At 68.1% G+C, this 22,645-nt stretch carries 19 protein-coding genes; 9 read left to right on the top strand and 10 right to left on the bottom strand.

Going from position 1 to position 22,645, the window contains the following annotated elements:
* On the top strand, nt 1-1,035 hold the full coding sequence (locus tag IY716_RS13125; protein ID WP_218222095.1) for a DUF2332 domain-containing protein: 1,035 nt from the start codon (nt 1-3) through the stop codon (nt 1,033-1,035).
* A gap of 27 nt (nt 1,036-1,062) precedes the next feature.
* On the opposite strand, the gene IY716_RS13120 is transcribed toward IY716_RS13125, so the two are convergent.
* The 3 genes from IY716_RS13120 to IY716_RS13110 are packed head-to-tail and all read right to left on the bottom strand — an operon-like array spanning nt 1,063 to nt 4,921.
* The gene (locus IY716_RS13120) at nt 1,063-1,890 is read right to left on the bottom strand and encodes a class I SAM-dependent methyltransferase (protein ID WP_218222094.1); all 828 of its coding nucleotides are present in this window, start codon (nt 1,888-1,890) and stop codon (nt 1,063-1,065) included.
* Nucleotides 1,887-4,154, bottom strand: coding sequence for a S9 family peptidase (locus IY716_RS13115; protein ID WP_218222093.1), 2,268 nt, complete (start codon nt 4,152-4,154; stop codon nt 1,887-1,889). The genes IY716_RS13120 and IY716_RS13115 overlap by 4 nt, the downstream gene beginning before the upstream one ends.
* 59 nt (nt 4,155-4,213) lie before the next feature.
* Complete coding sequence (locus IY716_RS13110) at nt 4,214-4,921, bottom strand: response regulator transcription factor (RefSeq protein ID WP_218222092.1); 708 nt, start codon at nt 4,919-4,921, stop codon at nt 4,214-4,216.
* Nucleotides 4,922-5,017: 96 nt separating this feature from the next.
* On the opposite strand from IY716_RS13110, the gene IY716_RS13105 reads away from it, so the two are divergent.
* Nucleotides 5,018-6,922, top strand: a complete 1,905-nt coding sequence (locus IY716_RS13105; RefSeq protein ID WP_218222091.1) for a sensor histidine kinase — start codon at nt 5,018-5,020, stop codon at nt 6,920-6,922.
* Nucleotides 6,923-7,006: 84 nt separating this feature from the next.
* Nucleotides 7,007-8,110, top strand: a complete 1,104-nt coding sequence (locus IY716_RS13100; protein ID WP_218222090.1) for an acyl-CoA desaturase — start codon at nt 7,007-7,009, stop codon at nt 8,108-8,110.
* Here IY716_RS13100 and IY716_RS13095 read toward each other — a convergent pair.
* Complete coding sequence (locus tag IY716_RS13095; protein WP_218222089.1) at nt 8,085-9,077, bottom strand: phosphatase PAP2 family protein; 993 nt, start codon at nt 9,075-9,077, stop codon at nt 8,085-8,087. The two genes, IY716_RS13100 and IY716_RS13095, sit on opposite strands and share 26 nt — an antisense overlap.
* A 22-nt stretch (nt 9,078-9,099) precedes the next feature.
* The gene (locus IY716_RS13090) at nt 9,100-10,587 is read right to left on the bottom strand and encodes a sodium:alanine symporter family protein (protein ID WP_255316768.1); all 1,488 of its coding nucleotides are present in this window, start codon (nt 10,585-10,587) and stop codon (nt 9,100-9,102) included.
* A gap of 111 nt (nt 10,588-10,698) precedes the next feature.
* Here IY716_RS13090 and IY716_RS13085 point away from each other — a divergent pair, with 111 nt between their 5' ends.
* The gene (locus tag IY716_RS13085; RefSeq protein ID WP_218222088.1) at nt 10,699-11,451 is read left to right on the top strand and encodes an MBL fold metallo-hydrolase; all 753 of its coding nucleotides are present in this window, start codon (nt 10,699-10,701) and stop codon (nt 11,449-11,451) included.
* A 49-nt stretch (nt 11,452-11,500) separates the two neighbouring features.
* Here IY716_RS13085 and IY716_RS13080 read toward each other — a convergent pair whose 3' ends face one another.
* Nucleotides 11,501-12,466 (bottom strand): phosphatase PAP2 family protein, encoded by a 966-nt coding sequence (locus IY716_RS13080; RefSeq protein WP_218222087.1) that lies wholly within the window; start codon nt 12,464-12,466, stop codon nt 11,501-11,503.
* A 43-nt stretch (nt 12,467-12,509) separates the two neighbouring features.
* On the opposite strand from IY716_RS13080, the gene IY716_RS13075 reads away from it, so the two are divergent.
* Together IY716_RS13075 and menD are read left to right on the top strand one after the other, a co-directional pair.
* Nucleotides 12,510-13,640, top strand: coding sequence for an o-succinylbenzoate synthase (locus IY716_RS13075; RefSeq protein WP_218222086.1), 1,131 nt, complete (start codon nt 12,510-12,512; stop codon nt 13,638-13,640).
* Between the two features lie 9 nt (nt 13,641-13,649).
* Nucleotides 13,650-15,617: a 2-succinyl-5-enolpyruvyl-6-hydroxy-3-cyclohexene-1-carboxylic-acid synthase gene (gene menD, locus IY716_RS13070; protein WP_218222085.1), complete on the top strand. Its 1,968-nt coding sequence runs from the start codon at nt 13,650-13,652 to the stop codon at nt 15,615-15,617.
* 99 nt (nt 15,618-15,716) lie between these two features.
* On the opposite strand, the gene IY716_RS13065 is transcribed toward menD, so the two are convergent.
* Nucleotides 15,717-17,141 (bottom strand): isochorismate synthase MenF, encoded by a 1,425-nt coding sequence (locus tag IY716_RS13065; protein WP_255316767.1) that lies wholly within the window; start codon nt 17,139-17,141, stop codon nt 15,717-15,719.
* A gap of 60 nt (nt 17,142-17,201) precedes the next feature.
* Between IY716_RS13065 and IY716_RS13060 the strand changes: the two genes are divergently transcribed.
* Together IY716_RS13060 and IY716_RS13055 are read left to right on the top strand one after the other, a co-directional pair.
* Nucleotides 17,202-17,930, top strand: coding sequence for a demethylmenaquinone methyltransferase (locus IY716_RS13060; RefSeq protein WP_369699719.1), 729 nt, complete (start codon nt 17,202-17,204; stop codon nt 17,928-17,930).
* A gap of 21 nt (nt 17,931-17,951) precedes the next feature.
* Nucleotides 17,952-19,004, top strand: a complete 1,053-nt coding sequence (locus IY716_RS13055) for a polyprenyl synthetase family protein (RefSeq protein WP_218222082.1) — start codon at nt 17,952-17,954, stop codon at nt 19,002-19,004.
* 51 nt (nt 19,005-19,055) lie between these two features.
* Here the strand turns inward: IY716_RS13055 and IY716_RS13050 are convergent, their stop codons facing one another.
* Together IY716_RS13050 and IY716_RS13045 are read right to left on the bottom strand one after the other, a co-directional pair.
* Entirely contained in the window at nt 19,056-19,565 is a 510-nt protein-coding gene (locus IY716_RS13050; RefSeq protein ID WP_218222081.1) for an HIT family protein, read from the bottom strand.
* Nucleotides 19,562-20,008, bottom strand: coding sequence for a hypothetical protein (locus IY716_RS13045; protein ID WP_218222080.1), 447 nt, complete (start codon nt 20,006-20,008; stop codon nt 19,562-19,564). The genes IY716_RS13050 and IY716_RS13045 overlap by 4 nt, the downstream gene beginning before the upstream one ends.
* Before the next feature lie 99 nt (nt 20,009-20,107).
* Between IY716_RS13045 and IY716_RS13040 the strand changes: the two genes are divergently transcribed.
* Complete coding sequence (locus IY716_RS13040) at nt 20,108-21,547, top strand: FAD-dependent oxidoreductase (RefSeq protein WP_218222079.1); 1,440 nt, start codon at nt 20,108-20,110, stop codon at nt 21,545-21,547.
* Between the two features lie 78 nt (nt 21,548-21,625).
* On the opposite strand, the gene IY716_RS13035 is transcribed toward IY716_RS13040, so the two are convergent.
* Nucleotides 21,626-22,507: a M48 family metalloprotease gene (locus IY716_RS13035; protein ID WP_218222078.1), complete on the bottom strand. Its 882-nt coding sequence runs from the start codon at nt 22,505-22,507 to the stop codon at nt 21,626-21,628.
* Nucleotides 22,508-22,645: the final 138 nt, after the last annotated feature.

Below are 22,645 nucleotides of genomic sequence, written 5' to 3'. Positions count from 1 at the left end.
ATGCACGAGCTGCCCGATCGAGAATTCGCTGATGCTGCGAGCCTGGCGCAGCTCCAGGAGCACTACCGCGTCTTCGCCGAGGTCGAGGCCGCGCCGGTCTCGCCGCGCTACGCCCGATGGGCGGCGGGAGTGGCCGAGGACGCCGAGCTCCTGCAGCGTCTCCTCGGCCTTCCCTCGGCAAAACGTCAGGCGAATCTCCTCTTCGCGTCCGCCCAGTTTCACGGTGTGCAGGCCGAGGCGTGGGCTCGAGCCCGCGAACTGATCCTCAGCGGTTGGGCGCAGATCTCCGCGACCATGCGGGATCGAGCGACCCAGACCAATGAGCCCGGTCGCATCGCTGCGCTGAACCTCGCCTTCTCCGCCATCCAGGACGACGACGACGCGCCGCTCGCGCTGATCGAGGTGGGCGCCTCCGCCGGCCTCTGCCTCTACCCCGACGCCTGGCCCACCCGCTACCTCCGCGCCGGGCAGCCCGATCGTGAGCTCGCGCCTCCCGAAGGATCGCTGCGCAGCACGGTGCAGCTGAGCTGTGAGCTCAGCGGCCTGGAGGCCCCGCATGCGCTGCCTCGGGTGGGCTACCGGGCAGGCATCGACCTGAACCCGCTGGACCTCACCGACGTCGAGGATCAGCGCTGGCTCGAGTCCCTGATCTGGCCCGGCATGGAATACCGCATCCCGCGGATCCGCGCCGGCGCCGAGATCCTGGCCCAGGACGCTCCGGCGATGTTCGCGGGAGACCTCAACGACCGATTGGCCCAGGTGCTCGATCAGGTCCCTGCCGGCATGACTCCGGTGGTGTTCCACACGGCCGTGCTCGCCTACCTGAGCAGGCAGGATCGACGGCGGTTCCGCAGCCAGGTCGAAGCGGCGGGGGTGCGCTGGGTCAGCAATGAGGGGATCCAGATCATCGAGGGCATCGCTGAGCGGCTTCCGCGGGAGAGCGAGGCGGAGTCTGGGTTCGTGCTGAGCCTGGACGGAGAGCCGCTGGCGCGCACCGCCCCCCACGGTCAGGCAGCCCGCGCGCTGCATCGGTGACCTTCGAGGCTGCGCCGGTGATCACGCTCAGCGCAGCGGCTTCTGCGCCAGGAAGATCATCTCGGGGGAGTCTTCGCTGAGCTGTTCACGATCCCAGTCGCCCCAGATCTGCTGAATCTCGAACCCGGCGTCGGTCAGCGATGCGCGCAGCACGTCCAGCGGGCGGTAGCGCAGGGTCTCCTCGGCGATGATCTCGCGCGCATCAGGCAGCAGGTTATGCGCTCGGGCGGTGATCAGCTGCCCGTCCACGGTGTCAGGGCGCACCCCGGCGATCTCCATCCAGGAGGTGAACTCTCCACCGGCTGGGTGCGGCTGGGTCTCTCGGGTGGACTCGGCATCCCAGGCGTCGAGCTCCAGGGCGGCCGGGTTCCGGGATTCAAAGGCGAGATGGCCGCCAGGGCTCAGCGCCCGCCAGGCGGCAGCCAGGACCCCGTCCCAGTCTGCCCGATCGAGGAAGTACTGGGCCACGTGGCCCTCCATGACCACCGCGTCCACACCACCGGTCTCCAGCTGATCGGCGAAGCCATGGATCCAGCTGATCTGTGCGTCAACCCCGGCTCGGGCGCTGCGGGACCGGGCGACGTCGATCATCGCCGCCGAGGGATCCACCCCGACCACGCGGATGCCGTGCTGGGCAAGCAGGACACCGAGCACGCCGGTCCCGCAGCCGACATCGGCCACCCTCCGGGCGCCGAGTTCTTCGAGCAGCTCCAGGTAGAACTCGTGGTCCCAGCCACCGGCGTTCTCCACGTCATAGATCGCCACGAGCTCGGGATCCTGCACCCAGGCGAAGGCGGGGTCCACCTGCGGTCCCGGAGCAGGTCCCGGGGTCGCAGGGGAACCAGGCGAGCTCATCGGCCCAGCCCGTCGGCACCGAGGTGATGCGCCAGGAAGGCATAATCCCAGGCGCGTTCCTTCCAGCTCTCATAGCGGCCCGAGGCGCCGCCGTGCCCGCCGTCCATCTCGATCTTCATCACCACAGGGGCGTCGCCCTGCTGGTGCTCGCGCAGAGCCTGGACCCATTTTGCCGGTTCCACGTAGAGCACGCGGGTGTCGTGGAGGCTGGTGACTGCGGCGATCGCCGGGTACGCCACGTCACGGATGTTCTCGTAGGGGGAGTAGGACTTCATGTACGCGTACACGTCGGGGTCGGTGATCGGGTTGCCCCATTCCTCCCACTCCAGCGCAGAGAGCGGCAGCTCCGGGTCCAGGATCGAGGTCAGGTTGTCCACGAAGGGCACCTGCGCCAGGACGGCCACGTACTTCTCGGGGGCGAGGTTGGCCACCGCCCCCATGAGAAGTCCGCCGGCAGAGCCGCCGAGCGCCGCGATCCGCGCAGGATCGGCCCACCGCTGGGCGACCAGGTGGTCGGTCGCGGCGATGAAGTCGCTGAAGGTGTTGGTCTTCTTCAGCTTCTTCCCGTCCTCGTACCAGCCGCGGCCCAGCTCGCCGCCGCCACGCACATGAGCGATGGCGAAGACGATGCCGCGATCCAGCAGGGACAGCCGCGGGATCCCAAAGCTGGGGTCCATGCTCATCTCATAGGAGCCGTAGCCATAGACCAGGGTCGGGTTGCTGCCGTCGGCGCTCACGTCCCGGTGGTGCAGGACCGTGATCGGCACCGTGATCTCCGAACCGTCGGCCCGGGTGTCCCCGGTCGGCGCCCAGAGGCGGGTGGCGCGGTAGGCCTCGAGGTCCACGTCGTGGACCGGGGTCTCCCGGCGCAGCACCGGTGTTCCCTCGGCATGGTCGATGTCATAGATCCGAGTCGGCGTCAGCCAGGACTCATAGGCGACCCGAAAGAGCGGAGCCTCATACTCGGCGGCGATCACCGCGCAGGTGTAGAGCTGCTCGCCGAAGGCCGGCCCGGGCAGTGTGGAGGTCAGCACGGGGGCCGCACCCTCGCGCGCCGCGCGCAGCGCACCCAGCGAGAGCAGCTGGACTGACTCAACGGTGTCGCGCCGTGCGGCGACGATCACCTGCGCGGCGGTGACGGTCACTCCTTCGAGCTTCACCGTCTCCTCATGCGGCAGCACGAGTCGGCCCAGATCCAACGGCTGGTCAGCGGCCTGCACCGTGAGCTCTTCTGCGGTGGTCAGCGAGAGCGCGTTGTTGGGTCCGGCCTGGTTGTGGGTGATCAGCAGCAGGCGCTCGCCGTCGAGGACGATCGGATCGATGCTGTGCAGGATCCGCCGCTCCGCGCCGATCAGCAGCACCGGCTCCGCCGCGGGATCGGTGACATCGAGCAGCCGGGACTCGTCGTACTCGGAGTTCCCGGAGATGATGAGCAGCTCGCGCTTGTCCGCCGAGAGCCCCACACCGGTCCAGAGCTGTTCGTCCGTGATCTCCAGGAGCAGCCGATCCTCTTCGGCGGGTGTCCCCAGCGTGTGCACATAGAGCCGGTAGGGCCGCCAGGCAGCGTCGGCCACCATGTAATAGGCGCGCGCCCCGGTGGGTTCGAGCACGGGGCCGCCGTGGACGCTGCCCACCTCTTCCGGCAGGTTCTCTCCGGTGCTCAGGTCGCGGAACCGCAGGGTGTAGAGCTCATCCCCGGAGGTGTCCTCGGAGTAGGCCAGGAGCGTCCCCTCGGCGTTCAGCGACATCCCGCCGAGCTGGTAGAAGGGATGTTTCGCCGCTTCGGCATTGGTGTCGAAGATGGTCTCCTCACCGGTGAGTGTGACTCCGGCCTGGACCTGCGGGGGGGTCCAGGACCCGCGCCCGGCGTCGTCGTCGGCCGTGGGGCTCTCCTCCTGTCCTGCCTCGGCGGGGACCCGGCAGTAGATGGCGTGCTGCTCGCCCTCGAGGGTGCGGGTGAAGTACCACCAGTCGCCGCGGCGGGAGGGGACCGAGAGATCGGTCTCCACGGTGCGGTGCTTGATCTCGGAGAAGATCGCCTCCCGCAGCGGCTGCTGATCCGCGGTGACCGCCTCCGCGTAGGAGTTCTCCGCGTGAAGATGCTCGATGACCTCGGCGGAGTCCTTCTCGCGCAGCCATTCGTAAGGGTCCACGAACGTGTCCCCGTGGTGGGTGCGCGAGATCGGGACCTGCTTCGCCCGTGGAGGTGTCGGGAGGGTGGTGTCGGCGGCTGACGAGCTCTGCGCGGGGGTTGAATCGGACATGCCGCTATTCAATCAGACCTGAAAACCTCGAGAAGATCCCGCGGGAGCTGCCGACGGCGTCACTCGCCGGCGCGCACGAGCCCGCATTCGTAGGCGTAGACCACCATCTGGGTCCGGTCCCGCAGGGACAGCTTGGTGAGGATCCGCGAGACATGCGTCTTGACCGTCTGCTCGGCCAGATAGAGCTCCGCGGCGATCTCGGTGTTGGAGCGGCCCCGGGCGACGGCGGTCATCACCTCACGCTCGCGCTCCGTCAGTTCCGAGAGCAGATCGGGCTGCTTCGGGCTTGCAGAGGGACGGGCAGCGTAGTCAGCGATCAGCGTCCGGGTGATCTTCGGTGAGAGCAGCGCATCGCCGCTGGCCACCACGCGCACCGCCTGCACGAGCTCCTCAGGGGTCGCGTCCTTGAGCAGAAATCCGCTGGCACCGGCGCGCAGCGCGTCGAAGACGTACTCATCGGCGTCGAAGGTCGTCAGCATCAGGATCCGCGGGGGAGTGCCGGCCATGGCGAGGATCTGCCGGGTGGCCTCGAGGCCGTTGACCTTGGGCATGCGGATGTCCATGAGCACCACATCCGGGGTGGTGCTGTGCACGACCTCGACGATCCCCTCCCCGTCCGAGGCCGTGCCGGTCACGCTGATGTCCTCCTGGGCATCGAGCAGCGCGGCGAACCCGGCCCGGATCATGGACTGGTCGTCGACGATCAACACTCGGATGGAGGAACCTGGCGGCGGGGCCGAGGCGGCGGCGGGGACGGGTTGGGGCATGGTCCAACGCTACCCCGGTACCGCAGTCCTTCAGGCCTGTGATGTGATGTGATGTGTCCATCATGACCACCAGCGAAGAGCCTCACCATGCAGCGCGTGCGTCCTGAGTCCCTGACCCGGCGACTGGTGCGCGATGGTGCCTACGTGCTCCCCGGGCTGCCGATAGCGATCTTCGGCGCCAGTCTGCTGCTGACCCTGCTGGCCGTCTCGATCGCGATGGCACCGCTGTGGGTCGGGGCCCTCATACTGCCGCTGACACTTGTCACCGCCTCGGAGTTCGCGGAGCTCTCCCGGCGCCGACTCCAGATCTGGGGCGCAGAGCTCGCCCCCGTGAGCTACCGACCCCGAGATCCGGGGATCTCAGGTCGGCTGCGCCCGGTGGCCGATCCTCGCCGCTGGCTTGATCTGGTCTTCGAGATGATCCTCGCGCTGCCGGTGCGTCTGGTGACGTTCGTGGTCGCGGTGCTCTGGATCTTGACGGGACCGCTGGGGCTCACCTACTTCTTCTGGTCTCGCTTCATCCCCGGAGAGCGTGGTCTGATCGAGCTTCTCCAGCTGATCGAGCCCGCTCTGGTCCCGGCCGATGAGCTTTGGCAGTACGTCTTGGACTCCACCGTGTTCTTCATCGTGGGTGTGGTCTTCCTGGTCACCCTTCCCGCGGTGATGCGCGGCCTGGCGGCACTGGATGCGCTGCTGGCGACGAGTCTGCTCGGCGCAGGGGGCCGGGGTCGACTGATCCCACTGGAACATCCCCGGGCACACCCGCTGGAGCGCACGCTCTCCCGGGCCGCCGTGGGTCGCCCGGGATCGCGCACTCAGGAGTCCACCGCCTCCTTCAGCGCCGCCGCCTGGTCCTGGATCGGCGTCTGCTTCGCCGCCGTGGTGCTCTTCGCGGTGTCGTGGCCGCTGACCACCACGGTCTATGGGATCCACCCTGCCCTCGCCCTGGTGCTGACCCTGGCGCACTGCCTGGCCCTGGTGCTCACACAGAAGTTCCCCTGGGCCGGAATCGGCGCGTCCGTGCTGGTCTCGGCCGCGCTCATGGGCGCCACGGCGGAGACCGACGCTGGAATCTGGCCCTGGCCGGTGACCGCAATGATCATCCAGTGCTCCCTGATCCTGGTCGCTGCGCTGCGCGAACCCTGGTACTGCGCCGCCAGCGGCTGGGCCGCCAGTGCGCTGCTGACCGCCGCGGCCATCGTCATGGCGACTCCAGCGCTTCCCGACGGCGCGGTGAGCACGGGGATCGTGTTCGCCGCGGTGGGGATCGGCGTCGCTGTGCTGGGGAGCCTGACCCGGCAGTGGATCCTCGATGCCGACCGGCTTGAGGTCTCCGAACGCACGAGCGCCCTGCAGAGCCGCCGCAGTCGAGAGCTGGAGGAGCGCAACCGGATCGCGCGTGAGCTTCACGATGTGGTCGCTCATTCGATGTCCGTGATCAGCGTGCAGGCCGCGACGGCCCAGTACCGGTTGTCCTCGATCACCCCGGAGGCCCAGCAGGAGTTCGAGGAGATCGCCCGGTCCTCCCGTCAGGCGCTCGGGGAGATGCGTATGCTGCTGGGCACCTTGCGCAGCGACGAGGAGGTGCCCACCGGGCCGACCCCGGGGCTCGCAGAGATCTACTCGCTGGTCGAGACCACACGGGCCTCGGGCACTCCGATCCGGGTCAGCGGACTCGATGTCGTGGAGGCTTCTTCCTCCGTCGGCCTGGCCGCCTATCGCATGGTCCAGGAGGGGCTGAGCAACGCGCTGCGCCATGCGCCCTCCTCCACGATCGAGGTCAGCGCGGAACTGCTCGGGCACGACGCGTCCGACGGCGAGCGACACCTGCTCATCCAGGTGCGCAACACCGCTCCGCCGCATCCCGTCTCTATGCCTGCACCGGGCGCTGGCCTGGGGCTGGAGGGTATCCGGGAGCGAGTGGGCGCGGTTGGGGGAACTGTTGAGACTGGGGAGACCCCGGACGGCGGCTACTACATCCGCGCCGCTTTCCCGCTGTGAACCCCCAACCCCCTACCGGCGTAGGGGGTGAAGATGGCTCCCCTGGGTGACGTGCTGGCGACTCCGGTTGGATACGGTGAAACTATGACAGTCACCCAGACCCGGTCCGAGTCAGCAGGGACCCACTCCGAGCAGGCTCGTCCACCGCGGAACAAGCAGGTCAACGAGTTCTTCGAGCTCGCCCAGCGGGTCAAGGACGAGGGCCTGATGGAGCGCGGCGCGTCCAGCTACGTGTTGCGCGTGATCGTGCTCAGCCTCGCCTTCGTCGGCGCCTTCGTCGCCATGTTCACTCTCGGTGACAGCCTCTGGCAGCTCGCCGTCGCCGCATTCTTCGGGATCCTGCTCACCCAGGTCGCCTTCCTCTCCCACGACGGCGCCCACCAGCAGGTCTTCCGCACCGGCAAGCGCAATGAGTGGTTCGGCCGGATCACCGGCAACCTGATCGTGGGCCTGTCCTACGCATGGTGGACCAAGAAGCATGGCAAGCACCACGCCAACCCCAACACCATCGGCAAGGACGGGGACATCGCTCCCGGCGCCCTGGTGTTCGTCGCCGAGGACGCAGCGCAGCGCACCGGCTCCATGGGCTGGCTGGCCCGCCGGCAGGGCTGGATGTTCTTCCCGCTGCTGACGCTGTTCGCCCTCGCGCTGCACTACAACGCGCTCAAGACCGTCTTCACGGCCAAGAAGCTCAAGCGCCGCAAGACCGAGCTGGCGATGCTGGCAGTCCGGCTCATCGGTTTCCCCGTGCTGATCTTCCTGGCCATGAGCCCGGGTCTGGCCCTGGGCTTCCTCGCAGTGCAGCTCGTGGTCTTCGGCGTCTACATGGGCGGCAGCTTCGCTCCGAACCATAAGGGCATGCCGATCATCCCCAAAGACTCAGACATGGACTTCCTGCGCCGCCAGGTGCTGACCTCGCGCAACATCAAGGGTGGACGTGCCATGGACATCGCGATGGGAGGACTGAACCTGCAGGTCGAGCACCACCTCTTCCCGCGGATGCCCAGCCCCAACCTGCACAAGGTCAAGCCCATCGTCGAGGAGTTCTGCGCCGAGAAGGGCATCAGCTACACCGCCACGGGGCTCGTCCAGTCCTACGGCATGGTCATCACGTACCTGAACCGGGTCGGTCTCGGCTATGCCGATCCGATGGACTGCCCGATCATGGCGCAGTACCGTCCCCGCTGATCCCTCGGGAGCGCCGGGCGATGCTGTCCAAGCGGTCCTGTTCGCGCCTGCGACGCTGGGCGGCCTGCCGATCGAGTTCTCGGGTCTGCGCCCCGAACAGTGGGATGAGCGCGGCCCAGAGCAGGTAGACCGGCGCGGCTGAGAGCGCGGCCCCGGCGATCCACAGCCACGGGGTGGTGGATTCGGCGACGGCGCCGAGCCCGTCTCGCAGCACCGGCCCCAGCAGGGACACGAGTCCGAGGGTGGTGCCGAAGGCGCCCAGAGTGATGCAGAGTCCTGCTTGCCGGCCCCCGGCCCGTCCGCTCTCCGCAGGAAGCGGGGCCAGGCTCGGGTCACGGGCCTCCGTCTGCAGCACCACCGCTCCGCAGAGAAGCGTCCACCCCGCCACCACGAGATAGGCGGCGATCATGTCGCTGGGCAGGTGCCAGCCCTCCACGAAGATGTAGGCGCCCCAGAGCGCCGACCAGTTCGCCGCCAGCACGCCCCACAGCGCGCGGTCGCGTGGTCGGGCGACCAGAAACATGGCGGCCGCAGCTGAGGCCGCGATCGTGGTGTGACCGCTGGGCAGCGAATTCCCGGTCCAGTCCTCGGTGAGTCCGATCAGCACCGGACGGGTGGAGAAGACCAGCTTGAACAGCTGGGTGCTCAGGTTGGCACCGAGCACCAGCAGCGCGGCGCTGCCGAGCACCCTCCACCTGCCATGGGCTCCGCGCCTCCGGCCCAGCCCCACGCAGGCCACCAGCGGCGGCAGCAGGATCCACACCGCGATCCACTCGTTCTCCGGGTCGAGCTCGGGCAGCGGGTGGCCCGTGGTGGATCCGGTGCGCTGCATCATGATGTCCAGCAGCTGACCTGTCTCGGTATGGACCGAGATCCAGTAGAGCACCCCGAAGAGCGCCCCACACAGCAGGACCCCGGCAGCCCACCGCTCAGGGTGGAAGGCCGGGGTCCGCAGGTGATGAGGCATGCGGCTATTCTGCCGCACCACTTCAGTGTTGGCTGTGGTGAGAATCGCTCTGCGGCTGGTGATCCGCCATGTCCTCGGCGGTCCAGCACTCGATGTTGCGCAGCTCCGGCATGTCCGAGGCGAAGAAGATCGGGTCGATTCCCTGCTTCTTCTGCGCCTCATAGTGCTTGAGCAGCTTGACGGCCGTCCCACCGAGCAGCGTGATGACCACCAGGTTGAACATCGCGATGATGACCATCGTCACACCGGCGATCGCCCATGCGAGGTCCACCGGGATGATCGCGCCGATGAACACCACAGCGGTGAGCACCGCGGCGAAGATCTTGCGAGTCTTCTCGGAGCGGGAGATGAACAATACGTTCATCTCGCCGTAGGAGTAGTTGCCCAGGATCGAGGTGAACGCGAGCAGCAGGATGATCAGAGCCAGGGCGAGCGCACCGAAGGCGCCGAAGTTCGCGCTCAGCGCCTCCTGGGTCAGCTCCCCGCCCACATTGGTCTCCGCGCGGACGGACGCCTCCGGGAAGGTCACCAGAATGATGAAGGCGGTGACCGAGCAGATGATCAGCGTGTCCAGGTAGACGCCGAGGGTCTGTACGAGTCCCTGTTTGACCGGGTGCGAGACGTCAGCGGTGGCTGCGACGTTGGGGACTGAGCCCATGCCTGCCTCATTGGAGAACATTCCGCGCTGCACGCCGGCCATGATCATGGCGCCGAATGCACCCCCGGCGGCCGAGGTGAAGTTGAAGGCCTCGCCGAAGATCATGCCGAACACGGCGGGAAGCTGCTCGATGTTGAACGCTACGACCACCAGGCCCAGCAGGATGTAGAGCATCGCCATCAGTGGGACCACCCGCTGAGTGACCTGGGCGACTCGGCGCAGGCCAGCGAGGACGACGACGCCGGTGAGCACCGTCAGCAGCACGGCCAGGATCCAGCCCAGGCCTGTGGTGTCCGCCATTCCGAGCTCTCCGGCGGCACCGGTCACCGCATCCACGATCGTGTTGGCCTGCAGCGAGGTGAAGGACAGGGCGAAGCAGAAGATGAAGATCACCGCGAAGACGATGCCGCCGGAGCGGGAGCCGAGCCCCCGCTCGATGTAATAGGCCGGACCACCCTTGAAGGTGTCGAAGCGGCGCACCTTGTACAGCTGCGCCAGGGTGGACTCGACGAAGGAGGCCGCCGAATTGAAGATCGCCATCACCCACATCCAGAACACGGCGCCGGGTCCGCCCATGGCGATCGCACCGGCGACGCCGGCGATGTTGCCGGTGCCCACGCGCGCTGAGGCGGTGATGGTGAAGGTCTGGAATGCAGAGAGCGACCGGGTGCGGCCGTTCTCGTCGCGGGTGGCCTTATCGGTGATGGAGCGGAACATGTCCGGGACGTGCCGGACCTGCACCAACCCGGTGCGGACGGTGAGGTAGAGACCGACCACCAGGATCACGGGGATGCCGACCCAGGTCCAGGAGGCGTCCTCGATCGCGCCGATGGTGTCGAGAAGATTGTCCATAGTCATAATGCTCCGACTCTACCGGTCACGGCACCCCCAGGAACCTCCCAGGCTGTGTTCGGAGCGTGAGGCAGAATAAGAGAAACTCCGGTTTCACAGAAGGTGATCACGATGGCTCACGTCCCTGACCCCGTCCGTTTCCAGCGCCTCGAGGAGCATGTCTGGCTCGCCGCACCAGGGTCTGACTCCGGGGTGAACGTGGGATTGGTGCTCGGAGAGGACTTTGCGGTGCTCATCGATCCGGGACCGTCCGACGGCGACCACGCCGCCCTGCTGGCAGGTGTCCGTGAGCTCAGCTCGGCCGAGATCCTCGTGGTCAACACCCACGGGCACCGTGATCACGTGGGGGCCAACGAGTTCCTGCGAGCCCAGGGAGTGCAGAAGATCTGGGCCCATGAGCACGCAGGGGTCGAGTCAGCCACCGATCTGGTCTCCAGCACGCCGGTGACGCTGGAGCTCGGCGGCGGGGTCGCCGTCGTCCTGGCGCACCTCGGGCGCGGGCACACCTCCGGTGACCTGGTGGCGGGAGTCCGTTCGGGAGACGAACCGGGGATCATGTTCTGCGGAGACCTGGTCCGCGAGGGCCGCGACCCCGAGTTCCACGATTCTTACCCTGAAGAGTGGGTTCGCACGCTGGGCCGGCTGTGGTCGATGGCGGGAAACTACGGCAGGTTCGTCCCGGGCCACGGGCGCGAGGTCGATGCTGATTTCCTGGCGTCCATGCGTCGCCGCATGCAGCAGGGCTGCAATGTCTCCGCACAGGCGATCAGGGATGCGGTCAATGATGCGACCAAGGCCATCCCGATCATCCCCTACGGCCCCGGGGAGTCCCGCGAGCTGATCACCCGGCTGCGCGGCCGGTGACTCGGCGGGTTCAGGCCCGTCCGGTTCAGGCCCGGCCGGTGTCTGAGGCTCAGACCCGGTAGAGCTCGTTGAACTGAGGCGGGATCGGGTAGTGCACCGTCTCGCCCCGCGGAGAGGGCACCGGGGCGCCACGCTGCCGCCGCCCGGTCTCGGCGCCGAAGAGGTTGATGCCCGCGCCAGCCATCAGGAAGCCTGGCCCGATCGAGACGAGCAGTCCGGCGAACCAGTGCCACAGGCTCGGTTCCTCGCCGGCCAGCGCGATGCCGGTCCACCCTCCGGAGAAGAGGAAGCACAGCACGGCCACCACGGTGAGCGTCACGCCGAAGAACCAGGCCAGACCCGCCAGCGGGGCGGTCTCCGGCTCGTAGTCGGCCACGACCGTGTTCCATTCCACTCCGGTGCGCATGATCAGCCAGCCGCCGATCATCGCCCAGCCCGCCACCACCAGGTAAGCGGCGATCACGTCTGAGGGCCGGTGCCAGGTCTCGATGAAGGTGTAGGCACCGACGAGGCCCGCGTAGAAGGCGGCGAGCACGGCGATGAAGGGTCGGCGGCGTGGGGAGCTGACCAGGAAGACCGCCACAGCCATGGAGGCAGCCAGCGTGGTGTGCCCGGAGGGCAGCGAGTTCCCAGTCCAGTAAGGCACGCCGTTGCCCAGATCTGGGCGGTCCAGCCAGGCCTTGAGCACCTGGGTGGTGAGGTTGGCGCCGAGAACCGCGCCCAGCGCGATCATGGCCCCGAGGAAGCGCTGCCGGGTGAGCACGATCACCAGGAAGAACACCGCGGGCAGCGCGATGATCACCGGGCTCAGCCACCAGAGGTCGAATCCTCTGGCCGAGAGCGAGTCCACTCGGTTGGCGGCGGCGTCGAGCATCGCGTACTCGACCCACTGGCCTGAATCCGAGCGGACGAGGTATTCGTAGACCGCGATGAAGATCGCGCAACAGAGCAGAATACCGAGGATCCACAGACCGGTGCGCCGGGCCGGGGGACGCAGAGCGCTGGCAGCTGACATGTGCCCCAGTATCGCAGGTCCGGCTCTGCCTAGACTGAATGACATGGATCCCCACAGCGAAGCACCGGAGCCGGGTTCGCACGGCTGGCAGCACCCCGATCTCCATGAGGTGCTGGAGCGTGCCCATGTGGTCTCGCTGCCGCTGCGCACGAGATTTCGTGGTCAGATTCACCGTGAGGCGCTGCTGGTGGAGGGCCCTCGGGGGTGGGGAGAGTTCTCCCCGTTCCCCGAGTACGGGGCCGCAGAGTCGGCCCACTGGCTGCGGGCCGCGCTCGAGGCGGGGTGGCACGGCTGGGGAACACCGCTGCGCACCTCCATTCCGGTCAACGCGACCATGCCGGCCGTCGGCCCTGATCAGGTCGAGTCGGTGCTGCGCCGCTTCGGGGCCGTGGAGTCCATCCCGGCGGTGAAGGTCAAGGTGGCCGAGCCGGGGCAGACTCTGGCCGAGGACGTCGCCCGGTTCCGGGAGGTGCGACGGCTGGTGCCCGATGCAGGACTTCGAGCCGATGCCAATGGGGGATGGAGCATCGCCGAGGCGGTGCCTGCGCTCGCGGCGCTCGCCGAGGCCGCGGGGGGCAACTTCGAGTACGCAGAACAGCCGGTGGCCGGGGTGGAGCCGCTGGCCGAGCTGCGCGAGGCGCTGGCAGCGGCGGGGGTCACGTCCGACGGGGCCCCGCTGCGCATCGCCGCCGATGAGGCGGTGCGCAAGGCTGAGGATCCGTTGCGCGTGGCTCGCCTGGGTGCGGCCGACCTGATCGTGGTCAAGGTCCCTCCGCTGGGCGGGGTGGACCGGGCGCTGCGCATCGTGGAGCAGGCGGGGCTGGACGCCGTCGTCTCCTCCGCCCTGGACACCTCCGTGGGTCTGGCGGCCGGACTGGCACTGGCGGCCCGGCTGCCGGAGCTGCCGTATGCCTGCGGCCTGGGCACCGCCGCCCTGTTCACCGAGGACGTGCTCGACGCCCCGCTGATCCCGGTGGCCGGAGCGCTGAGCGTGCCCGCCGCCGTCGTCCCGTCTGCGGAGCTGCTGCACCGTCACCGGATCAGCGGAGACCGCGCCGAGTGGTGGTTCGCTCGGCTGCGTGCGGCCTATGCCGAACTGACAAGGCGCGCGGAGCCGGGCGCGGAAGCGCGCCCAGATCCGGGTGCGGAACCGCCGTCGTCGCACAGCTTCTAGGATTGGGCCATGACGACAAGCCGGCGACCGTTTCGTGAATTCGACGACTCCTACGACGTCGAATCCCTGCGGCTTGCCCGGCGGGTGATCCGTGGACTCACCATGAGCATGCGCCATATCGTGCTGGCGCCCGGTTCCCGCTCGGCGCCCATGGCCTACGCCCTGCGGGAGGCAGAGGATCTCGGTGCGATCACCGTGCATGTGCGCATCGACGAACGCTCGGCTGCGTTCACTGCGCTGGGGATCGCGCTCGCGACGAAGAGCCCGGTCGGGGTGGTCACCACCTCGGGCACGGCTGCGGGCAATCTGCTGCCGGCGATGATGGAGGCCGATCTCTCCGGGGTGCCCCTCGTGGCGATCACCGCTGACCGGCCCGAGGAGCTGCATGGCACCGGCGCGAACCAGACGGCCTGGCAGCAGGGCATGTTCGCCGGACGGGTGCGTGATGAGATCCACCTGGAGCAGGGGGAGGCGCGGCTGGAGCCCGAGTCCCGTGACGACATGCTCGCCGCCGAGACGCAGGTCGGACTGCTGCTGCGCGTCGCCACCGGGTCCTCTCCGGGACCGGTGCATCTGAACATCGGTTTCCGCGACCCGCTGGTTCCCTCCGAACCGGCAGCCGCGCACCAGCCGGGAGCTCAGCGCTGGGCGCGCACGCCGTTCGTTCCCCGCCGAGTAACCGGGACCGGCTCTCCGGAACAGCTGCGCGCCGAGATCATCGGAGGAGAGATCCTCGGCGATCGAGCGGCGGATCGGCCGGCCGTCGATGCGCAGGACCCCGCTGCCGCAGAACGCACAGAGGGCAATCGGGAGGCGCAGGACCCCGCTCAGGCCCCCGCAGAGTCCGGCCCGCAGCTCGCACCCCGGCGCACCGTCTTTGTGATGGGTGCCGAGGCGCCGGCCGAGGCGCGAGAGCTGGCGCGCCGACTGGGCCACCCGCTGCTGGCGGAGCCCAGCAGTGATGCGCGCTGGAGCGACCTCGGTGCCATCCAGGGCTACCGACTGATCCTGCAGGCTCCAGAGGGATCTCCCGCGAGTGAGCTGGCGGGGAGCATCGAGCGCGTCGTGGTGGCCGGACGCCCCACCCTGACCCGGCCGGTTCAGCAGCTGATCAATCGCGCGGACGTCGAGGCGGTGCAGTATGCCCCCGGCGGTGAGGCCTGGTTCGATCACCGGCTCGCGCGCCGTCGTCTTGCCGATCTGCCCTCCATCGCGCTCTTCGCTGGTGTCGCGCCCGCCGGTTGGCAGGACGCCTGGTCGGAGCGCGGCCTGGCGGCGCAGCGCCTGATCGACGCCGCGCTGACCGAGCAGGAGACCCTCGCCCAAGGTGAGCTGTCCTCGGTGCGGGTGGCCCAGTTCGTGGCCGAGACGGTCAAGACCCCGCTGCTGCTGGGATCCTCCTCGGTGATCCGAGACGTGGACCTGGCGGCGGTTCTCAATCGCAGCGTGCTGGAGTCCGAGTCGGGTCCCCGGTCTCGAGTTGCGGACGACGGCGGACGCCGGGTCTACGCGATGCGCGGCCTGGCCGGCATCGACGGCAACCTCTCGGCGGCCTCCGGGATCGCTCTGGCGAGGAACACCCGCGTCACCGCGCTGGTGGGTGATCTGACCTTCCTGCATGACGTCAACGCCCTGCTCGTGCCGGCCACGGAGCGGGAGCCGGACCTGGACATCGTGGTGGTCAACGACTCCGGCGGGGCGATCTTCGACCAGCTCGAGCATGGCGCGGTCGGGCGCCGCGAGGGCCAGGCCGAGACGGTGGAGCGTTTCTTCGGCACACCGCAGACCGTGGACATCGAGGCGCTCGCGGACGCCTACGGCCATGAGTATCACTTCGCGGATGACCTGGAGTCCCTCGGGGAGGGGCTCTCCGGGATCGAGGACCGGATCGGGATCCGGATCATCGAGGTGCGCACCGATCGCACGGTGCTGCGTGACTTCCATGCCCGGCTGCGCAGCGCCTCCGAGCACCTCTGACCCCACCCCCTGGCGTTTTACCCCGTCCTACGAGGAATACCGGCCCGACGGTCGGCGGGGTAGTTCACGTACGGGGAGGTAAAACGCCGGGAGGGTGGGTCAGGGCTGGGGGACGCCGAGGGCGCCGAGCATCGGGCGCATCTTCGCCCAGGTCTCGGCCAGCTCCTCCTCAGGGACCGATCCCGCCACGATCCCGCAGCCCGCGTAGAGCCTGACCTGCGTGCCCTGCTCCTGCAAGATCCCTCCGCGCAGGGCGATGCCGAAGTCGGCATTGCCCTGCGCGTCGATCCACCCCACCGGACCGGAGAACGCCCCCCGATCGAGGCCCTCCAGGGTGCTGATCAGCTCCGCGGCGGTGGCTGTGGGAGTGCCGCAGACTGCGGCGGTGGGATGCGCGCGCTCGGCCACCAGCAGGGCCGGGGTCTCAGCGGTCAGCCGCCCGGTGACGTCGGTGGAGAGGTGGAAGACATTGGGCAGCTCAAGCACCGCGGGTGGATCCTCCGCGTGAAGCTGATGAGCCACCGGTGCCAGCTGATCCAACAGCGACTGGGCCGCCAGGCGATGCTCGTCGCGCTGCTTCGGGTCTTCAAGCAGCAGCGTGCGTGCGCGCTGAAGCCCCTCACGCCCATCCACGGTGCCGGCGAGCACCCGTGCGGAGAGGTCCTGTCCACGGATCTTGACCAGCATCTCCGGGGTCGCGCCGAGCACATCGCCTGCCAGGTAGGTCCAGCAGTCCGCGTAGTCGGCGGCGAGTGACGCCAGCAGCGGACCGGTGGGCAGCGGCGCGTCGGCGGCGACGACGACGTCGCGAGCCAGCACCAGCTTCTCCAGCCGGCGGTGCTCGATCGCGTCCACACCGGCGCGCACGGCGCGCAGGTAATGCTGCTCGGAGTGCGAGCCCTGGATCAGCGAGGTGGCGGGACGCGAGGAGCTCCCTGCCGTGTGCCCGTCACGTCTTCTGGACGCAGGCGCTGCGGCGCTGATCAGACTGAGCCGTCCCGCGTTCAGCTGCAGTCCGTGCTTGGCCAGCAGCGCGTGGAGTCGCCGGGAGTTCGTCACCTGCGCCGCGCCGTCGTGGGTCTGAGCTGCTGGCTCGTCCATCTCCTCGAAGTCCTCGTCCCAGTCGGGAACGCGGAAGACTGCCGTGATCCACGCCTTCCCCTGCGCCGAGCCGAGGATCAGCTCGGGCAGGATCAGATGCGAGTCGGCCGCCGAGGAGGAGGAATAGGTGATGGAGGTCAGCGCCACGGGGCCTGCTCCGGGGATCCCGACCAGGTCGTCCGGAAGCGGAGAGGTCTCACCCAGCGGGGCCAGATGCTGAGCATGCCACTGCGCGAGCTCGGCGAAGCGCTCGGCACCGTGGGCCCGGATGTGTGCCGCGGCCCCAAGCCCGATGAGCCCGTCACCGCGCAGCAGCCATACGGCGCTGGGCTCCAGCGCGGGCAGCAGATCCGCGAGCGAGCTGCCTCCGGGAAGATCCACCACCAGCGTGGTGGCGTCGAGGGAACCGGGAAGCGCTGTCATGGCTGGACAAGTCTAGGACATGGCGGCGGCAGCGATGCCCGTGTGTGGGAGAATGCCAAGGTGAATCGCCCCAGCACCGGAAGCCGCGCAAGCCTCGCGAAGAACCCTCAGGACGTCGCCTCGATGTTCGACGAGGTCGCCGACCGCTATGACCTCACCAATGACGTGCTCTCGCTGGGACAGACGAAGCGCTGGCGTAAGCAGCTCGTCGCCGCGCTCGCCGTCGCCCCAGGTGAACGGGTCCTCGACCTGGCAGCCGGAACAGGAAGCTCCACCGAGCCCTTCCATGACGCTGGCGCCGAGGCCGTGGCGTGCGACTTCTCCTCCGGGATGCTCCAGGTGGGCAAGCGACGCCGTCCGGACATGACGTTCATCGCCGGAGACGCGATGAACCTGCCGTTCGCCGATGACAGCTTCGATGCCGTGACCATCTCCTTCGGGCTGCGTAACATCGTGGATCCGCTGGCCGGTCTGCGCGAGATGCTCCGGGTGACCGCCCCCGGGGGTCGGCTGGCCGTCATGGAGTTCTCGGACCCCACGAACAAGCTCTTCAACACGGTCTACAACGAGTACCTGATGCGCGCGCTGCCGCCCACGGCCCGCGCGGTCTCTTCGAACCCAGAGGCCTATGTGTACCTCGCGGAGTCCATCCGCGCCTGGCCCGACCAGGATCACCTGGCCGCTGACATCGCCGCCGCCGGCTACGCGGAGGTGCGTTACCGCAATCTCACCGGCGGGATCGTCGCGATCCATCACGCCATCAAGCCCAGCGCCCTCCCCGCATCCTGAACCTGGATAGGCTAGACACCGATGACTGAATCAGCCGCTGATCCCCTGACCACGAAGCTGCCCGCCGGCTTCGATGTGCTGGCCGAGGACCTGGCGCTCGCCAACGAGGTCTCGGAGGCGCTGACGCAGGTCGAGGCAGACCTCCTCGGCTCGTTGACCAGCGCGGACGAGCTGGTCAACGCCTCCGCGCGCTACCTCGCTCAGGCCGGTGGCAAGCGAGTACGGCCGCTGCTGACCGTGCTGACCTCCATGATCGGCGAGGGCGTGGACGATCGTGTCCGCCGAGCCGCTGCAGTGATGGAGATGACACACCTGGCCACGCTCTACCACGACGACGTGATGGACTCCGCTCCTGTGCGTCGGGGAGCACCCGCGGCGCATCAGGTGTGGGGAAACTCGGTGGCCATCCTCACCGGAGATCTGATCCTCGCGCGCGCGTCCCGGCTGATGTCCGAGCTCGGCGTGGAGGCCTCGAAGATCCAGGCACAGACCTTCGAGCGCCTCGTCATGGGCCAGCTCCACGAGACTGTGGGCCCCCAGGAGGGCGAGGACGCCTACGCGCATTACCTGCGCGTCATCGGGGACAAGACCGGCTCCCTGGTCGCCGCCGCGTCGCGGCTCGGCGCACATTTCGGCGGCTGCTCCGAAGAGACCATCGCGATGCTCGAGGAATACGGCGAGGCCGTGGGTGTGGCCTTCCAGCTCGCCGATGACGTCATCGACCTCACGGCGGATCCCGAGTCCTCGGGCAAGACCCCCGGCACCGATCTGCGTGAGGGAGTCTCCACACTGCCGGTGCTCATGCTGCGTCAGCACGCGCAGTCGGCCGAGTCCGAACAGGACCAGCAGGAGGCGGCACGCGTCCTCGCCCTGATCGACGGCGACCTCAGCTCAGATGCGGCGCTGGCCGAGGCAGTGGTCGCCGTCGTCGCTCATCCGGTGACCGAGGAGTCCTGGCAGGTGGCCCACAGCTGGGCCGATAAGGCGAAGGCCGCGATCACCGAGCTGCCGCAGAGCACGGTGAAGTCGGCGCTGCTGGCCTTCGCCGATGCGGTGGTCGAGCGCGAGGGCTGAGCCGGAGCTGACTGAGCCGGACCTCGTTGAGCCGGAGCTTGCGCGGCTGCGCTAGTTCTTCGCGGCGAGGATCTGCGTCAATGCGGCACGCAGCTCGAGCGCCTTCTCGGCGCGCACCGCCACCGGCACCGGATGTCGTATCTGCCGGTAGAGCATGTCGTCGGAGTACCGCGGAAAGACATGCAGGTGGTAGTGCCACACGTGCTGGTTCCCGGCCGGCTCGTTGTGCTGGCGCACGGAGGTTCCCTCGGGGTTCCACGCCAGCTTCATCGCCTTGGAGACATCTCGGGACATGATGGCGATCTTGGACAGCAGCTCGTCCTCGAGGTCATAGAGCGCTTCACGGTGCTGCACCGGGGTGATCATGGCGTGTCCCTCATGCGGACCGAAGCCGTCGCAGGCCATGAACACCAGCACGTCATCGTCCTGATGGACCAGGTCGGTCAGCTCGCAGCGGTTTGACGGCTGGTCCACCTCGCCGCGGGCCAGCCCGCAGAACGGGCAGGAATAGCCTTCAGGAGCATGCGAGGGCCACAGCTGCCGCAGATCCGAGACGCTCATGGCGTCTCCTCCTCGAAGGAGAACTCCAGCAGGTCGAAGACGAACTCGCTGACGGTGGCGCCCTCGTCATTCCACATTCCGGAGTTGCTGCTGCGCCGGGCGATGAGCGGATCGGGCACATCGAGGGAGTCCACATCGACGCCCCAGACCCAGCGCTCCTCCTCATCTTCGAGGAAGAGCAGGTGCCCGTCCTCGACGGTCAGCTCATCGGGGTCGAAGAAGAAGTGATAGGCCTCCATGATCTCCTCACAACGGCCCAGCGCGAGATAGAACTCCTCGAGCACCTGAGGCAGTCGCTGACGGGCTTTCAGCTCGGCCGGCAGCTCGGAATCGGCGATGAGCTCACGCAGCTCCGCTTCGGTGTAGCCCTCTTCCGGGGTCCACTTCTCATCGAGATATTCGGGCACCAGGGCGCGGAACTTCTCCAGGAACATATCGGCCATGGCCTCAGTCTAGAAGACCGGGAACATCCTCGCGGGCCGCCGGCGTTCATCCCAATACGGCATACTGTGCTGAGTTAATCGATCGATAGGAAGCTATCCGTGTCCCAGAATTCCTCGCAGCGGCCAGCAGACCGGGCCATCCGAGTCGCCGTCGTCGGCGCCGGTCCCGCAGGTGTCTATGCCTCCGACATCCTGGCGAAGGCGCAGAAGAAGAGCGACTTCGAGTTCAGTATCGACCTCTACGACCGCTATCCGGCGCCCTTCGGCCTCATCCGATACGGGGTCGCACCCGACCACCCGCGGATCAAGGGCATCGTCAAGGCGCTGCACAAGGTGCTCGACCGCGGCGACATCCGGCTCATCGGCAATGTGAACATCGGTGAGGACCTGAGCATTGAGGACCTCCGGCGACACTACGACGCCGTGATCTTCGCCACCGGCGCCATCAAGGACGCGGAGCTGAACATCCCCGGGATCGAGCTTGAGGGCAGCTTCGGCGCCGCCGACTTCGTCTCCTGGTACGACGGCCATCCGGACTATCCCCGTGACTGGCCGCTGACCGCAGAGAAGGTCGCCGTCATCGGCAACGGCAACGTGGCCCTGGACGTCGCCCGGGTGCTCTCCAAGCACGCCGAGGACATGCTCACCACCGAGATTCCGGAGAACGTCTACGCCGGGCTGAAGTCCTCCCCGGTCAGTGATGTGCATATCTTCGGCCGCCGGGGGCCCGCCCAGGTGAAGTTCACCCCGCTGGAGCTGCGCGAACTCTCGCACAGCAAGGACGTGGACATCATCCTCTACGAGGAGGACTTCGACTTCGACGAGGGCTCCGACGAAGCGATCAAGACGAACAACCAGGTCAAGACCATGGTCAATACGCTGGGGAACTGGCTGGTGGAGCAGGAGGACCGTGAGACCGAGGCCTCGCGGAAGCTGCACCTGCACTTCCTGCAGCAGCCCGTGGAGATCCTGGAGGGCACCGACGCGTCCGGCCAGGGTACCGGCGCGGTGGCGGGCGTGCGCTTCGAACGCATGGAGCTCGACGGCACCGGAAACGTCCGTGGCACCGGCGAGTTCCAGGACTACGAGGTACAGGCCGTCTACCGGGCCGTGGGCTACCTGGGCTCCGAGATCGCCGGGCTGCCGTTCGACTCCCGACGCGGCGTGCTCGTCAACGAGGCCGGCCGAGTCATCGACGAGGCCGGAGCGCACGTGCCGGGCATCTACGCCACCGGATGGATCAAGCGTGGGCCGGTGGGCCTGATCGGCCACACCAAGGGTGACGCGCTGGAGACCATCGGCTGCCTGCTCGAGGACCTGCACCACCTTCCGGTGGCAGAGGTCCCGGAGGAGGACGCCGTCATCGAGCTGCTCGAGTCCCGCGGCGTGGAGTACACCACCTGGGGCGGCTGGCAGAAGCTCGACGCCCATGAGATGTCCCTGGGCGAGTCCTACGGTCCGCTGCCCGACGGCGGCGCCAGGGAGCGGGTCAAGGTCGTCGAGCGTGAGGACATGATCCGGATCTCACGCGAGAGCTGAGGCTGCTGAACTGACTGAGGACAGAAGAGTGCCCCCTGGCCCATGGGCCAGGGGGCACTCTTCTGCCGCCGCACGTCACTACTGCTGCTCGTAGCCTGCCATCGACTCCAGCCGGGCGATCCGTTCGGGCATCGGCGGGTGGGTGCTGAAGAGCTTCTTCGCCTTGCCGCCGAAGGGGTTGGCGATCATCATGTGCGCGTGCGCGTCATGCTTGGGGCTCTCCTCGAGCGGGTAGCGAGAAATGCCGCGCTCCAGCTTGTCCAGAGCCGAGGCCAGCGCCAGCGGGTCTCCGGTGAGTGCGGCGCCGTCGGCGTCGGCGTCGTACTCGCGAGTACGGCTGACCGCCATCTGGATCAGGCTGGCCGCGATCGGCATGAGGAACACCGCGACGATCGCGCCGACCAGCGCGAGCGGGTTCCCACCCTGGTTGTTGCCGCGGCCGCCGCCGAAGAGCAGAAAGAACTGACTGATCGTGGTGAGGAACCCGGCGACCGCCGCAGCCACGGACGAGATCAGGATGTCGCGGTTGTAGACGTGCATCAGCTCATGGCCGGTGACCCCGCGCAGCTCACGCTCGGTGAGCAGGTTCAGGATCCCCTCGGTGAAGCAGACGACGCCGTTGGCAGGGTTTCGCCCGGTGGCGAAGGCATTGGGGTTCGGCGAGGGGGCGATGAAGATGCGTGGGGCGGGCTGCTGCGCGCGCTGCGCCAGGTCCTCGACCATCTCGTAGAGCTGGGGAGCCTGCTCCCGGGTCACCGGGTAGGCCTTCATCGCACGCAGCGCGATCTTGTCGGAGTTCCAGTAGGAGTAGGCCACCGAGACCAGTCCGATGAGCCCGAAGACGAAGATCAGTCCCGGCGTCTGGGTGGCATAGGCGATCACCGCGCCGACCAGCAGGAGCATCGCGAAGAGGAATGCGAGCAGCCCCGCTGTGCGCAGCCGACCGTGATGCTGGTGCATTGACTCTCCTCAGAGGGGGATCAGGGTGGGAAATGGTCCGCTGTGACCAAGGACATCCTACTCGCGCCGCCTCTGGGCGGATCGTTCACCTGCAGTTCACCTTCCCGTGTGACTCTCGTTCTGCAAGCGGTGCACAGT

Origin of the sequence: Nesterenkonia sp. Act20 (genome assembly GCF_019173455.1) — a bacterium.
Lineage (GTDB): Bacteria > Actinomycetota > Actinomycetes > Actinomycetales > Micrococcaceae > Nesterenkonia.
Note: the sequence above shows the minus strand (reverse complement) of the source record. Positions and strands in the feature narration are given on the sequence as shown.

What these genes read in the sequence shown, in the direction of transcription:
- IY716_RS13125 (WP_218222095.1), top strand. Translation starts at nt 1, where the DNA reads ATGCACGAGCTGCCCGATCGAGAATTCGCTGATGCTGCGAGCCTGGCG.
- IY716_RS13120 (WP_218222094.1), bottom strand. Translation starts at nt 1,890, where the DNA reads ATGAGCTCGCCTGGTTCCCCTGCGACCCCGGGACCTGCTCCGGGACCG.
- IY716_RS13115 (WP_218222093.1), bottom strand. Translation starts at nt 4,154, where the DNA reads ATGTCCGATTCAACCCCCGCGCAGAGCTCGTCAGCCGCCGACACCACC.
- IY716_RS13110 (WP_218222092.1), bottom strand. Translation starts at nt 4,921, where the DNA reads ATGCCCCAACCCGTCCCCGCCGCCGCCTCGGCCCCGCCGCCAGGTTCC.
- IY716_RS13100 (WP_218222090.1), top strand. Translation starts at nt 7,007, where the DNA reads ATGACAGTCACCCAGACCCGGTCCGAGTCAGCAGGGACCCACTCCGAG.
- IY716_RS13095 (WP_218222089.1), bottom strand. Translation starts at nt 9,077, where the DNA reads ATGCCTCATCACCTGCGGACCCCGGCCTTCCACCCTGAGCGGTGGGCT.
- IY716_RS13090 (WP_255316768.1), bottom strand. Translation starts at nt 10,587, where the DNA reads ATGGACAATCTTCTCGACACCATCGGCGCGATCGAGGACGCCTCCTGG.
- IY716_RS13085 (WP_218222088.1), top strand. Translation starts at nt 10,699, where the DNA reads ATGGCTCACGTCCCTGACCCCGTCCGTTTCCAGCGCCTCGAGGAGCAT.
- IY716_RS13080 (WP_218222087.1), bottom strand. Translation starts at nt 12,466, where the DNA reads ATGTCAGCTGCCAGCGCTCTGCGTCCCCCGGCCCGGCGCACCGGTCTG.
- IY716_RS13075 (WP_218222086.1), top strand. Translation starts at nt 12,510, where the DNA reads ATGGATCCCCACAGCGAAGCACCGGAGCCGGGTTCGCACGGCTGGCAG.
- menD (WP_218222085.1), top strand. Translation starts at nt 13,650, where the DNA reads ATGACGACAAGCCGGCGACCGTTTCGTGAATTCGACGACTCCTACGAC.
- IY716_RS13065 (WP_255316767.1), bottom strand. Translation starts at nt 17,141, where the DNA reads ATGACAGCGCTTCCCGGTTCCCTCGACGCCACCACGCTGGTGGTGGAT.
- IY716_RS13055 (WP_218222082.1), top strand. Translation starts at nt 17,952, where the DNA reads ATGACTGAATCAGCCGCTGATCCCCTGACCACGAAGCTGCCCGCCGGC.
- IY716_RS13050 (WP_218222081.1), bottom strand. Translation starts at nt 19,565, where the DNA reads ATGAGCGTCTCGGATCTGCGGCAGCTGTGGCCCTCGCATGCTCCTGAA.
- IY716_RS13045 (WP_218222080.1), bottom strand. Translation starts at nt 20,008, where the DNA reads ATGGCCGATATGTTCCTGGAGAAGTTCCGCGCCCTGGTGCCCGAATAT.
- IY716_RS13035 (WP_218222078.1), bottom strand. Translation starts at nt 22,507, where the DNA reads ATGCACCAGCATCACGGTCGGCTGCGCACAGCGGGGCTGCTCGCATTC.